We start from the raw sequence: 14,133 nt of genomic DNA on the forward strand, positions 1-14,133 counted from the left end.
TCACAGAGATTCATTAAGCTGTTTTTGTTTTCCTTCAGGCTGCACTTGCTTCTGCAAACTAATTTTGTCGCCCACTTCATACCCGGAATTAAAACCAGCCTCGCTGCTGACTTGAGAATCTGTCCTGGTTTTGACTTTAACTCCTTGGCTTTCTAAATAATCTGCGATCGCCTGTTCATTCTTCTCAAACATCGATCGCACTACAATAGCAGGAGTAGCCGCTGTATCAACCGAGCCCGGAATCCCCGACTCCTCCATCTCCCGCTTTTGTTCCAGCAACCTTTGCCGCAACCTTGTGGCGCATCCCACCCGAAAAGCGTTCAGATACGCCAGTCCCCGGCCGCTTCCTTTGCGGTATTTCGCCCGTTTCTCGATCGCAGAACTCAAATATTCATACAGGTGCTTGCAAACAATCAGATTTGTAGAGCTTCCCACCAAAAACATACTACCACTATAATTGTTCCGCATACCTGTACAACCGTTGGCTTCCGCAATTCCTGAAAACAGGATCATTTTCCAAGTGACAAATTTGGATGTTGTCTCAACTCCGCTTTGATCGATCTCTTCTTGGTGATTGGGGCCTAAATCGGCGAGGCTGAGATTGTACTGCGCCAGTAAAACGGAAGCTTTTGCTGCGGCAGCAGTTGATTCGTTTTCGTTGGATGAGGTGGCGAGGGCTAACAGCTTTTTGATTTTTTCGACAATGCTTGTTTCTACCATTTTTTGATTGGTTTGGGGGTGAGACTACGCGGTGGCAAGGTTTTGGGGATGTTTCTATTTTACTAGAGTGTTGGAATGTGCGATCGTTCTTTTAGGATAATTTAATTTAAGAGGTTTGAACCGCAGAGGCCGCAGAGGCCGCAGAGGAAGAGAGGGAGAGAGAAGTTTGCTACTGATTGGTGTACTATTCGAGGATTTCTAGGACTGATTTTGGCTGCAATTTATCTTTAAACCAAACTATTTTTGCCGGAACATCTTTGATATTAACTCCGGCTTTTTCCAGATTCAGCCGTTCGGAAATAGCTAAAATCAAGTTGTCGCATCCAGATTTGTGTACTTGAGCAAATTTCTTTTGCAAATACTCCGGCCGCCAATAGCCGACTATTTCTAATATAAATACTCGTCCGTCGGGATGGACTAACCGAAAGTCGGGAATCATCACGCTTCCGGGAATCGGAATTAGATCGACTTCTCGTTCGAGTTTCCACTCGGTTTTTAAGCTATCCCACCTGCCAGCAAATGCTGCTTCTAACATACTATCATAGGGTTTGCCTGGGGGATAGTGGCTGACTAAACCGCAGTCGGAATTTAGGGTGAATTTACCTGTTTTCACAACGCCGCTGAAAGCATCTTTGGTTTGCAGAGTTGAGTGCATACTCCATTTGGTGACGTGTAGGAGTGCGGGCAGCATTTTGGCGAGGGCTAAGCCGTAGCGGGTGCTGGGTTTGAACAAGCTTGTGGGGCCGTCGATTGTGAGGGTAAATCCGTGGTCTGCATCGCCTTCGATGTAGGTCATTAATTGAAATAATTTTAAATAGCGAAAGAGGAGTTTGTATTCTCCTGGATCGTTGCGGTGCGCGGTTAATTGAACTTGACTTGCTCGGTAAAATATGCCTTGGACTTGGGAAAGGTTGTATCTGTGAAGTAAGTTTTCGGGTGTTGGTGCGTCAAATTCGGTGAGGATTTTGTTTTCGTTTAAATCGGCGTATAAACCTGTTTTGATTTCGTGGGTAAAAACTTCTCTGTTTAAGTCTTGGCTGAGCTCTGTGGCTACTGTTTCGAGGGTTATTTGGGTGGATTGTGGGCTGGGTATCGATCGCGCGGACAACGCAAATACCCGCTGTCTCAACTCCATTGGTTCTAGGGGGCTGACGACTTCCAAGGTGGAGAAACCGCCTTTGAGGAGGTGCGCTAATCCCCGTTTAAGCCGATAGTCGGGGCTGTCGCCTTCTAATTCTAGCAAGCGTCCGTCGAGTTCGCCTTGGGTTTTGCCGATCGACTCCTGGAAGCAGGCGATCGTTTCGGTAGCCGCATCGAGATTTTTAGCATCTATCTTGAGGCGTAGCGGGATGATTGATTCGCCGTTTTGACGGTGGCTTAGTAGATCGGTTGGTAGCATTTGACAGTTGACAGTTGACAGTTGACAGTTGACAGTTGACAGTTGACAGTTGACAGTTGACAGTTGATCGAAGGAAGAAGGAATAATTTAGGCGTGCTACCAGGGAATGTCATCATCATCTCCCCATTTTGCGGGTGATTCTGCGGCTTTTTTGGTTGTCTTGGGAATGTCATCATCATCTCCCCATTTTGCTGGTGTTTCTGCTGCTTTTTTGGTTGTCTCTCGGTTGACTCCGTAAATCGGTGTTGGTTTGACTGTTTCTAATTTCGGATATTCTGCTGGTGGTGGTTCTATTGGTGTTTTTGGTTGGGGTTTGTGAACTTGCATTCCGCCTCGGCGGCGCTGGGATGTTCTTTCTTCGGTGGTGTCTTCGGTGACGACTTCGTAGAGAATTGCTAGTTTATTTACATCGCTGCTTTTTCGCAAAACTCGACCCAATCTTTGGATGTATTCGCGTTCGCTTCCCGTACCTGACAGTATAATAGCAATTCTGGCGTCGGGTACGTCCACTCCTTCGTTGAGAACGTGGGATGCGACTAGGGTTTTGTATTCGCCGCTGCGAAATTTATCGAGGATTTCGTGCCTTTCTTTGACTGGGGTTTGGTGGGTGATTGTGGGGATGAGAAATTCTTGGGAAATTCGGTAGACTGTGGCGTTGTCTCCGGTGAAGATTAGGGTGCGCTGGGGAGAGTGTTCGGCTAAAATTTGAGCTAAGATTCGCAGTTTTCCTTCGGTACAAAGGGCGATTTCTTTGGCTTGGCGGTGGGCAATCATGGCGCGCCTTCCTAAGGGCGATCGCGCGCTGGCCATGATAAACTGTTTCCATCCTTCGAGGCTGGATATTTTGATGTTGGACTGTTTGAGGAAGTCGTTGCGAATGTTCATGGCTTCGCTGTAGCGATCGGTTTCTTCTTTTGACAGTTTGACCATGATTTGCACTATTTTATGGTCGGCTAAGGCGTCGCCTGCTAAATCTTCGGGTTTTTTGCTATATACTGTGGGGCCGATGAGGAAGTGTAAGTCGCTGTGGCGTCCGTCTGTGCGATCGGGTGTTGCTGTCAGTCCGAGTCGAAAAGGCGCGATCGCATATTCGGATATTACTCGATAAAAGTCCGTTGGTAAATGGTGGCATTCGTCAAACACCAGCAAGCCGTATTTATTCCCCAAGGTTTCGGCGTGAATGCTGGCGCTGTCGTAGGTTGCTACTAAAATTGGCGTTTTGTCCCGCGAACCTCCGCCTAACAATCCAATTTCGATGTCGGGAAAAGCTGCTTTCAAATTAGCGTACCACTGGTGCATTAAATCGAGAGTTGGTACTACGACTAATGTACTGCGGCCTGTGACTTGCATGGCTAATTGGGCCACATAAGTTTTGCCCGAAGCCGTGGGGAGGACGACTACTCCTTGGCTTCCTGCTTCTTGCCAAGCTGCTAGGGCTTCTTGTTGGTGCGGGTAAGGCTGCATTGCCACGCTGGATACGAGTTCGAGTAGTTCGTATCCGCGGGCGTCGTCGGTGAAGTTAGTGCAGTCGGCCTGAAGCGATTCTACCAGCGGGCGGTAGTGAATTGCTCGAATGCGAAATTTTTCCACGCGATCGTCCCACGTGGCAAAATCCGCCCAGTCTCGGCCTTTGGGCGGCGGGTGCAGTAGGAGCGTTCCGCGATCGAATGTTAATGTAGGTATGCGTGGCATTTTTTTTGAGACGCGGTGAATCGTTGCTGTTAAATTATATAGGATATAGGAAAAGTAAGGACTGAAGTCTTTACTTTCAAATTAAAGTTCTCTTACTTTTGCGATCGTATGTTTGACTTTCTGCAATACAAACAAAATTTTTTAGCAGCGACTGAAGGCTGGGATAATGAGAAATGGAATAATTTTAATGACAATCCATTGGTACTTGTTTCGCCAACACTGCAAAATTGCCATGTCAAAAACTGTCGCCTGGTTGAAAGTCGCATCAAAATATTGGAATGTTTACCTAAAAATAGTGTGGTTGCAGAGGTTGGCACTCAATATGGGCGATTTGCCGAGAAAATACTTGCTATTACCCAGCCCCAAAAGCTGCATTTAATTGATGGTAATTTCGAGGCATTTAAAGCGGAAATCGATCGCAAACAAAATCCCCTATTGCAAGCAGGGATAGAAAATGGGACTGTCGAACTTCACGAAGGTGATTCATCGACAATTTTAGGCGGTTTTCCAGAAGAGTATTTTGATTGGATTTACATCGATGCCGATCATTCTTATGAAGGTGTATGCAAAGATATCAATCGAGGTTATACAAAGGTGAAATCTGACGGGATGATGGTTTTTAACGATTATACGAATTGGTCTGTATGCGAAATCATGCCTTACGGTGTGGCGAAAGCAGTTAATGAGTTTTGTATTGCGAATGACTGGGAAATAGTATTTCTGGCGCTTCAGTTCCTAGGCTATCACGATATTGCGATTAAGAAAAATACTGGGGAAAAGGAGGTGCGAATTCAGTTGCAGGAGGTTAAGTCCCAATTGCAGAGTTCGCAAGCTCGGATGCAGCAGCTTGAGTTAGAGTTGGAGCAGGCTAAAAGATCGATCGACCTTATGGAAAATGACAAATTTTGGAAATTGCGATCGCAATGGCTGAAAATCAAACAAATATTCTCCTAGCCCAGCCCGATTCCCAAATCTAAAATCTCCAATGGTATTGTCCCGCTAGGGCTGATTTTTGCGTTAAATTCGATCGACATAAGCCTGAAATTTGAGGTTATAGATGGAAATAGGCGTCCCCAAGGAAATCAAGGATTTAGAGTTTCGAGTCGGACTCAGTCCCACCAGCGTGCGGGCTTGTTCGGACAAAGGCCACACAGTTTTCGTCGAAACGAATGCTGGGGCTGGGGCTGGTTTTGCTGATGAGGACTACATTGAAGCCGGGGCGAAGATTGTCTCGAAGGCTTCAGATGTCTGGAACCGGCAACTAATTGTCAAAGTTAAGGAACCATTACCTACTGAGTATCCGCTGATTGAAAAAGAGCAGTTGCTATTTACATATTTGCACTTAGCAGCCGATCGCACATTAACCGAGCACTTAATCAACAGCGGAGTCCAGGCTATCGCCTACGAAACCGTCGAACTCCCCGACAGGAAATTGCCCCTGCTAACCCCGATGAGCATTATTGCAGGGCGTTTGGCCGTGCAGTTCGGTGCTCGGTTTCTGGAACGACAGCAAGGCGGCAAAGGCGTACTTTTGGGGGGCGTACCGGGGGTAAGACCGGGCAAAGTTGTAATTTTGGGCGGCGGAATCGTCGGCACAGAAGCAGCCCGCATTGCTGTCGGAATGGGCGCTAGGGTGCAGATTTTAGATGTAAATGTCGATCGGCTAGCCTACTTGGAAACTTTATTCGGTTCCAGAGTAGAATACCTTTACAGCAGTCCTTTGCAAATAGAAGCAGTTGTTCCCGATGCTGACTTATTAATCGGTGCAGTTTTAGTCTTAGGAAAAAGAGCTCCGGTGCTACTTTCGCGCGAATTTGTCGCCAAAATGCAGCCCGGTTCTGTAATTGTTGACGTAGCCGTCGATCAAGGTGGCTGTGTCGAAACTTTGCGAGTAACTTCTCACACAAATCCTACTTATGTAGAGGAAGGAGTTGTGCATTATGGCGTACCAAATATGCCCGGTGCAGTGCCTTGGACAGCTACTCAAGCTTTGAATAACAGCACTTTGCCTTATGTTTTGCAGTTGGCAAATAACGGGATTAAAGCTTTGGAAATGAATCCGAGTTTGGCGAAGGGATTGAACGTGCAGAATCACCGACTGGTGCATCCGGCCGTCCGGGAAGTTTTCCCAGATTTGGCAGATTAAATTGCCTCTTTTTTTAAGTAAGTTGTCCCGCATCTAAATTGTATTTTGGCGCGGGCAGGATGCCCAACCCCTACTCCCCACAAGAAAATTCATGTATTGTGGTTCTCAGAAAGATTCGCGGACGTTGTTGGGAAGAGAGCCCTCTTTGTCTGGGAGGTTATGTAAGCTGTCAGTCATACCTCATCTTTGTGAGAAAGGCTATATTGTGGAACGGGCATCTTGCCTGTTTCTAAACAAAAAAGGTAATCGATCCGGTTTGCTTTTTCATCGACGACGGGAGTTACTCGGTTCACGGATTTTCGATCCTCAAAGCAACAGTTACCAGAAAGAATTGGTTGAAAGCCGGAATCATTTGAGGGAGAAATTAAAGTCAGACTATTCATTACTCCAATCCTCTTCCTTCTAGGTAGAGGTTGCTCTCAAACTGTCAAGCGGTCAACTGTCAAATATCCAGTTTTGCCAAACCCAAATACCGGACACCTTCGGGAGTTACGTCAAAGCGGCAAGGCAAAACTTCCACACCTTCAATAATAGCTTGTCTGAACAATTGTCCGTAAATGCGATCGGCACTATCCCCAGGCGCAAAATCCGTACAATCGCCGCGATTAATAAAATACAGCATTACAGCCCTCGAACCCTGCCGCACCACTTCGATCAATTCTCTTAAATGTTTCTGTCCCCGTTCTGTGACTGTATCGGGAAATAAAGCTAATGTATCTTTAACCCAAGTTGTATTTTTAACTTCCACAAAAATCGGTTTTTCCCCACCAGTCAGCCAAAAATCCACTCGACTTTTTTTATCTTTTCCGTAAACAACTTCCGGCTGAATCAAACTGTAATTTCCCAATTCAGGAAACAATCGCAATTCCAAAGCTAATTTAATTACTCGATTTGGCAGCCCGGTATTAACTCCCACCCAGGTTGGTACAGTATCGCAAACTTTAATTAATTCCCAAGTATAAGCTAACTTGCGTTTGGGATTGTCACTGGGAGATACTAGCACTGGATTGCCGGGAATTAAAACACCAGTCATCGGGCCAGTATTCGGACAGTGCGCGGTGATAATTTCTCCCGAAGCCAGTTCGATTTCTGCGAAAAATCGTTTGTACCGCTTGATTAAAGTGCCGGGTAAGAGAGGGGGATATTTGTAAATTAAGTCGTTCATGGGGATAGGGGCATGGGGCATGGGGCATTGGTAAATAGACATAATTGCTGTAGGGGCGGGTTCACCAACAATACGTGCCAATAATTGACAATCTCAAAAACCCGCCCCCACCCAACCATAAATCACTTATTTATCTTCTCTTCTAAGCTCATTAATTTCATCATTTAAAGGCTGCTGTTGTTTACCTTTCATCAACTGTTTCATCTGCGCTTTAAAAGCTTCCACCAGTTCCGGACTGGCTTGTGTTTCTTTCCAAGAAGCGCGGGAATTTAAGCGATCGCACCAATCCTCCAATTTGGGGTATTCCTCCAAAGACAAGCCTAACTCGGGCAGCCAAGGCACGGAAACACCAGCCACAACATCCGCCAGGGTAATCGTGTTACTGCCAAAAAAAGGTGTATCGCCCAACAACTCCTCAAAAAATCTGAGTACCGCCGCCACTTGCAGCGCAGATTTTTCCAGATTCTCCGGTTCGCCTGCGCCGCCGAAAGTCTGGCGGACAAAGGGACTCAGCGCTGGTGTCAATTCGTTGACTGTTACCATTTGTACCATGCGGACGATCGCCAAATCCCGAGCATTCTGTGGCAATAGTGCGATCGTCGGATACTTAGCTTCCAGATAATCAAGCATAGCGAGACTTTCTATTAAATGAAAATCGCCATCAGCCAAAACCGGAATGTGGTGAAAAGGGCTAATATCCAAAAAATCTGGTTGAAACTGATCGCCGTTTAATTTCATCGACACCAATTCAAACTCAATCTCTTTTTCTAGCAAAGCAATCCAGACGCGACGGGCATTAGCGGGACTTAAACAGAAAATACGATAAAAATAGGTTATAATGCTTACATAGCAAGCAGATAACGTTAAAAAATGACCCATGAAAGAGACAACCCCTGCCGCGATGCCCCCCTGCTTCGATAGATGGTGTCAAAGATTTGACGATATTTTTGGTCATCTTGCCCAAAAACGAGAGTTTAGGAACTATTTAGGGGGATTATTGGGAGAAAGCGAACGAAAAAACCTGTCACAGATGGCAGAAAACGCTGTCGGAGTAACTTACCACAAATTACATCATTTTTTAACAACAGCGCCTTGGTCATTCAATGAACTCAACGAACGTCGCTTAGACGTAATGAATCAGTGCAACTTGCGCCAAGATTAGTCGAGGATTTAGCCTGATAATAGATGATTCAGGACATAGAAAAAGTGGTAACTTTACCGACGCTGTAGGCAGACAATACATCGGACAAATCGGAAAAACTGATAATGGGGTAGTAGTAGTTACCAGTCATCTATATGATGGTAAGAAGAGCCTGCCATTAGATATTGAATTATATAAAAAAGCCGACTCATTACCAAAAGGAAAAGATGACCCAGACTTCAAAAAGAAGCCAGAAATAGCCATAAATTTAATCGACAAGACCTTAGCGAGAGGCTATAAACCAGGAATAGTCTTGATGGATGCAGGGTATGGTAATAACACCAGTTTTTTACAAGAATTGGAAAACCGAAAACTAAAATATATCGGAGGACTTGCCAAGAATCGTAAAGTAATAATTCAAAAAACAGTAGATGAAACAGAAGAGATTCGAGTAGATAATTTAGCTAAAGCCTTACCTGTAGAGGCTTTCACAAAAATTCAACTTTCTTTAGAACGACCTAGAACAGTATGGGTAGCAATTCAATTCGTCGAATTATCAAAATGCACGGGTAAGAAAGTAATGGCCATCGTCATGAATGCAGAAACTTTCGATACCGCCACTGAAATAGATTATTTGATCGGTAATGTTGACGTATCAACAGCGACAAAGGAGTGGATAGTAAAAACTTATTCACTCATAAATTGGGTTGAAGTTTTCTATCGGGAAGCCAAGGGCTGGTTGGGCTTAAATGAATATCAAGTCAGAGATGAAATCAGCCTAAAAAGACATTTCATTATGGTGTTTTGTGCTTACACTTTCATTCTCTGGCATACCTTAACAGGAGGATTAAGGCGCCAATGGGCAAACAAACCTTTAAACACTTTTAATGATGCACTCGAAGCATTTCGGACAGCCATATCTTTTAGATTTGTGAAATGGTTGAACCAAAATTGGGACGTATTCTCCGCTTATAAAGCCAGTTTAGGCCTTGTTTGGGCTTAAAATTTGTTTAAGTCCCGCTAAGGGAACCGCACTCCTGTGTGGTCAGTTCAACAGCGGGCGCAAATCCTTGAGACATAACGGGAACCAAGAGGTGGGAACACCCAGAGAGTGTCACCTTGTGTCAGCCTCGAAGCGGGGAAATCTCACAAACCTTTAGCATTGCACCTTTAACTTCAGTATCTGGCTTATTAATCTGTATCCTGAGCTACTATTTAACGTGCGCTTACCCTGGATACTAGGTCGATCGCCATCCCACGCTCTACTCTAGATCAAAATCTTTTCGCCACTTTGAGAGATACATCAAAATGAACAACAACGGACTGCCACAAAAACAAGGGCTGTACGATCCGCAGTTCGAGCACGATGCTTGCGGAGTCGGATTTATTGTACACGTCAAGGGTAACAAATCCCACGAAATAGTTGAACAGGCATTGACAATCCTGTTAAATCTTGACCATCGGGGTGCGTGCGGCTGCGAAGCCAATACCGGAGACGGCGCGGGCATTTTGATGCAAGTGCCCCACAAGTTTCTGAAGAAAGCAGCCGCAGCCGAAAACATCGAACTTCCAGCAGCCGGCGAGTACGGTGTTGGTGCGATTTACTCATCGCGCGATCGGACTCAACGGGAAAACGGCAAACGCATCTTTGCAGAAATCGCCGCCGAAGAAGGATGTCCCGTGCTCGGTTGGCGCGATGTCCCCACAGATAACTCGTCTCTGGGCGACACCGCCAAAGCTAGCGAACCATTTATGCAGCAAGTGTTTGTCAGCCGCACCCCAGGTATGGACGAGGCGGCTTTTGAGCGCAAACTATACGTGATCCGCAAACGCGCCCACAATGCGATTCGCAGGACAGACAAAGACCCATACTGGTATAATTCCACACTGTCATGCCGGACGATCGTCTACAAGGGAATGTTGATGCCGGTGCAAGTTGGAGATTATTATCCCGAACTACACGACCCCGACATGGAAAGCGCTCTAGCACTGGTTCACTCGCGCTTCAGCACCAATACTTTTCCAAGTTGGGAACGATCGCACCCTTACCGCTACATCGCCCACAACGGCGAAATTAACACCATGCGCGGCAACATCAACTGGATGAACGCGCGGCAATCAATGTTCGAGTCGGAACTATTCGGCGATGATTTAAAGAAAATCCCCAATTTAATCAATGTCGATGGTAGTGACTCAACTATTTTTGATAATGCTTTAGAATTGCTGACTTTGGCTGGGCGTTCTTTGCCTCATGCCATCATGATGATGATTCCCGAACCGTGGACAGCACACGAGTCGATGAGTGATGAGAAAAAGGCTTTCTACGAATACCATTCCTGTTTGATGGAACCTTGGGATGGGCCTGCTTCGATCGCGTTTACTGATGGTACATCGATCGGGGCTGTGCTCGATCGCAATGGTTTGCGTCCTTCTCGTTATTGCATCACTAAGGATGACTTAGTAATTATGGCATCGGAAGCGGGTGTTTTGCCGATCGCACCGGAACGAATTCTTTCAAAAGGCCGCTTGCAACCAGGCCGGATGTTCCTGGTAAATACCGCAGAAGGCCGCATCATTTCTGACGATGAAATCAAACATCAAATCGCTTCGGAACATCCGTATCGCGAGTGGATTGATAAGCACATGGTCGAGATTGCCAAACTTCCAGATGCTACGGAAGCCAACCCCCCCAACCCCCCCAAGGGGGCAGCCAACCCAGTGCCTTTATTGCAGCAGCAAATGGCTTTTGGCTACACCTTTGAAGAACTGCGGTTGCTGTTAGCACCAATGGCAAAAGATGGGGTGGAAGCTGTCGGCGCGATGGGCGCGGATACGCCACTTGCCGTTTTGTCGAACAGGCAAAAACTGCTTTACGAATATTTCCAGCAACTGTTTGCTCAAGTTACCAATCCGCCCATTGATTCGATCCGCGAAGAGATTGTCACTTCTGCGGAAACGACAATTGGATCTGAACGCAATTTGCTGAAGCCGGAACCAGAAAGTTGTCATTTAATTGAGTTGAAAACACCAATTCTCAGCAATGAAGAATTGGCTAAACTCAAACACGTTTCCCAAGGCAATTTCAAGTCGATTACGATACCGATTTTATTCGACCCCAAAACTGGTGTAAAAGGTTTGGAACAAGCCTTAGAAGATGTTTTTGCCGCAGCCGATCGCGCGATCGCCTCTGGGGTGAATATTCTCATTTTGTGCGATCGGGGAATCGATGCCGAAAACGCTCCAATTCCAGCATTGCTAGCAGTTGCGGGACTCCACCACCACTTGATCCGCCAAAGTACGCGCACGCGGGCGGGGCTCGTGCTCGAATCCGGCGAACCGCGCGAAGTTCATCACTTTGCGACTTTAATCGGATATGGTTGCGGTGCGATCAATCCGTATTTGGCTTTTGAGACGATCGCAGATTCGATCCGCGAAGGTCTGCTGGTAAATGTTGATACTAAGACAGCTTGCAAAAACTACGTGAAAGCCGCAACCAAAGGCGTGACTAAGGTTGCCTCGAAAATTGGGATTTCCACAATTCAAAGTTACCGTGGTGCCCAGATATTTGAGGCGATCGGCTTAAACAAATCCGTAGTCGATAAATACTTCACTTGGACAGCATCGCGAATTGCCGGAGTAGACCTCGAAGTCATCGCCCAAGAAGCGATTTTACGCCATACCCACGCATTCCCCGATCGCCCATCCAGCGGACACACCCTCGATGTCGGCGGTGAATATCAATGGCGCAAGGAAGGGGAAGCCCACTTGTTCAGCCCGCAAACCATTCACGCCCTGCAAAAAGCCGTGCGCGAAGGCAGTTATCCGCTTTTCAAACAGTATTCCGGGCTGGTTAACGAACAAAGTCAACAGCATTTTACCCTACGCGGTTTGCTGGAATTCAAGCAGCGGGAATCGATTCCGATTGAGGAAGTTGAGCCGATCGAATCTATTATCAAACGCTTCAAAACTGGGGCGATGAGTTATGGTTCGATTTCCCAAGAAGCCCACGAATCTCTAGCTGTAGCGATGAACCGCATTGGTGGCAAATCGAACACTGGTGAAGGTGGCGAAGATCCGGAAAGATATACTTGGACAAACGATCGCGGTGACTCGAAAAACAGTGCGATCAAACAAGTTGCTTCCGGGCGTTTCGGCGTTACCAGCTTGTACCTTTCCCAAGCGAAGGAACTCCAAATCAAGATGGCGCAAGGGGCAAAACCCGGAGAAGGCGGACAGTTACCCGGTAAAAAAGTATACCCGTGGATTGCCAAAGTCCGGCACTCAACTCCCGGCGTAGGCTTGATTTCGCCTCCGCCTCACCACGACATTTATTCGATCGAAGATTTGGCAGAATTGATTCATGACTTGAAAAATGCCAACCGGGAAGCCCGGATTAGCGTCAAATTGGTGTCGGAAGTGGGAGTTGGGACGATCGCGGCAGGTGTCGCTAAAGCCCACGCCGATGTCGTGCTGATCTCAGGCTACGACGGCGGTACAGGCGCGTCACCCCAAACTTCGATCAAACACTGCGGATTACCTTGGGAGTTGGGATTGGCCGAAACTCACCAAACCCTGGTACTCAACAATCTCCGCAGCCGAATCGCCGTGGAAACCGACGGACAACTCAAAACCGGCCGCGATGTAGCAATTGCTGCATTGCTTGGTGCAGAGGAATTCGGTTTTGCCACCGCACCGCTGGTGACATTGGGCTGCATCATGATGCGCGTTTGCCATCAGAACACTTGCCCTGTCGGCGTTGCGACACAAGACCCCCTGTTGCGGAAAAACTTTACGGGAGATCCTGAACACACGGTAAACTTTATGACATTCATCGCCCAAGAAGTCCGCGAAATCATGGCGCAATTGGGCTTCCGCACGCTGAATGAAATGGTCGGGCGCACCGATGTTTTGGAAGCGAAACAAGCGGTAGAACACTGGAAGGCTAAGGGTTTGGACTTCTCGAACATCCTGTATCAGCCGGAAGTTGGGGCGGATGTCGGGCGCTACTGTCAGATGTCGCAGGATCACGGTTTGGAAAAGTCGATCGACCTTAGTGTACTGCTGGATTTGTGCAAAAGTGCGATCGAAAACGGCGAACCAGTCCGCGCCAAACTCCCAATTACCAACATCAACCGGGTTGTCGGCACAATTCTCGGCAACGAAATCACCAAACGCCACTGGGAAGGCTTGCCCGATGACACGGTGCACCTGCACTTCCAAGGCAGCGCCGGACAAAGCTTTGGCGCATTCGTACCCAAAGGAGTCACCCTAGAGCTCGAAGGCGAAGCCAACGACTATTTGGGCAAAGGCCTCAGCGGCGGCAAAATCATCTTGTACCCGTCGTTAGCTTCCACCTTTGTCGCAGAGGAAAACGCGATCGTCGGCAACGTAGTGCTTTACGGAGCGACATCTGGCGAGGTTTTCATCCGAGGGCTGGCTGGGGAACGTTTTGGGGTGCGTAACTCCGGCGTTAACGCAGTAGTCGAGGGTGTCGGCGATCACGGTTGCGAGTACATGACTGGCGGCAAAGTTGTAGTTTTGGGCGAAACCGGGCGCAATTTTGCAGCGGGAATGAGTGGTGGCGTTGCTTACATTTTGGATGAGGCCGGTGATTTTGCAACTCGCTGCAATATGTCGATGGTGGCGCTGGAAAAACTGGAGGATGTTGAGGAAATTAGCGATTTGCGGGAGTTGATTCAGACTCATTTTGATTTGACTGGAAGTGCGATCGCGTCGAAGGTTTTGGCAAATTGGGATGCGATGTTGCCGGTGTTTGTGAAGGTGATGCCGAAGGATTATAAGCGGGTGTTGCAGGCCATTGAAAGGGCGATCGCTGCGGGTTTGAGCGGTGATGATGCGCTGACGGCGGC

9 protein-coding genes and 1 pseudogene are annotated in these 14,133 nt (G+C 47.3%); 4 read left to right on the top strand and 6 right to left on the bottom strand.

Annotated features, from left to right (window positions below):
* From JGK36_RS20890 to JGK36_RS20900, 3 genes are all read right to left on the bottom strand, one after another.
* Positions 1–720 carry a DUF2786 domain-containing protein gene (locus JGK36_RS20890; protein WP_293196380.1) on the bottom strand — a complete coding sequence of 240 codons (720 nt, stop codon included), beginning with the start codon at positions 718–720 and terminating at the stop codon, positions 1–3.
* Positions 721–904: 184 nt separating this feature from the next.
* The gene (locus JGK36_RS20895) at positions 905–2,119 is read right to left on the bottom strand and encodes a DUF790 family protein (protein WP_293196382.1); all 1,215 of its coding nucleotides are present in this window, start codon (positions 2,117–2,119) and stop codon (positions 905–907) included.
* Between the two features lie 96 nt (positions 2,120–2,215).
* Complete coding sequence (locus JGK36_RS20900; RefSeq protein WP_293196384.1) at positions 2,216–3,811, bottom strand: DEAD/DEAH box helicase family protein; 1,596 nt, start codon at positions 3,809–3,811, stop codon at positions 2,216–2,218.
* 108 nt (positions 3,812–3,919) lie between these two features.
* Between JGK36_RS20900 and JGK36_RS20905 the strand changes: the two genes are divergently transcribed.
* Together JGK36_RS20905 and ald are read left to right on the top strand one after the other, a co-directional pair.
* On the top strand, positions 3,920–4,765 hold the full coding sequence (locus tag JGK36_RS20905) for a class I SAM-dependent methyltransferase (RefSeq protein WP_293185619.1): 846 nt from the start codon (positions 3,920–3,922) through the stop codon (positions 4,763–4,765).
* A gap of 103 nt (positions 4,766–4,868) precedes the next feature.
* On the top strand, positions 4,869–5,957 hold the full coding sequence (gene ald / locus JGK36_RS20910; RefSeq protein ID WP_293196386.1) for an alanine dehydrogenase: 1,089 nt from the start codon (positions 4,869–4,871) through the stop codon (positions 5,955–5,957).
* 173 nt (positions 5,958–6,130) lie between these two features.
* Here the strand turns inward: ald and JGK36_RS20915 are convergent, their stop codons facing one another.
* The 3 genes from JGK36_RS20915 to JGK36_RS20925 all read right to left on the bottom strand — a co-directional run bounded on the left by JGK36_RS20915 (position 6,131) and on the right by JGK36_RS20925 (position 8,001).
* A complete protein-coding gene (locus tag JGK36_RS20915) occupies positions 6,131–6,340 on the bottom strand; it encodes a hypothetical protein (protein ID WP_293185622.1) in 210 nt (69 codons plus the stop codon).
* A 59-nt stretch (positions 6,341–6,399) separates the two neighbouring features.
* Positions 6,400–7,122, bottom strand: a complete 723-nt coding sequence (gene sfsA / locus JGK36_RS20920; protein ID WP_293196441.1) for a DNA/RNA nuclease SfsA — start codon at positions 7,120–7,122, stop codon at positions 6,400–6,402.
* Between the two features lie 126 nt (positions 7,123–7,248).
* The gene (locus JGK36_RS20925; RefSeq protein ID WP_293185624.1) at positions 7,249–8,001 is read right to left on the bottom strand and encodes a glutathione S-transferase family protein; all 753 of its coding nucleotides are present in this window, start codon (positions 7,999–8,001) and stop codon (positions 7,249–7,251) included.
* Between JGK36_RS20925 and JGK36_RS20930 the strand changes: the two are divergent.
* Positions 8,000–9,266: pseudogene (locus tag JGK36_RS20930) on the top strand (IS701 family transposase). The gene JGK36_RS20925 and the pseudogene JGK36_RS20930 overlap by 2 nt on opposite strands.
* A gap of 305 nt (positions 9,267–9,571) precedes the next feature.
* The coding region (gene gltB / locus JGK36_RS20935) for a glutamate synthase large subunit (protein ID WP_293201091.1) at positions 9,572–14,133 on the top strand (4,562 nt) is incomplete at its 3' end.

The sequence above is a fragment of the Microcoleus sp. PH2017_35_SFW_U_B genome, from assembly GCF_020737865.1.
GTDB lineage: Bacteria > Cyanobacteriota > Cyanobacteriia > Cyanobacteriales > Microcoleaceae > Microcoleus.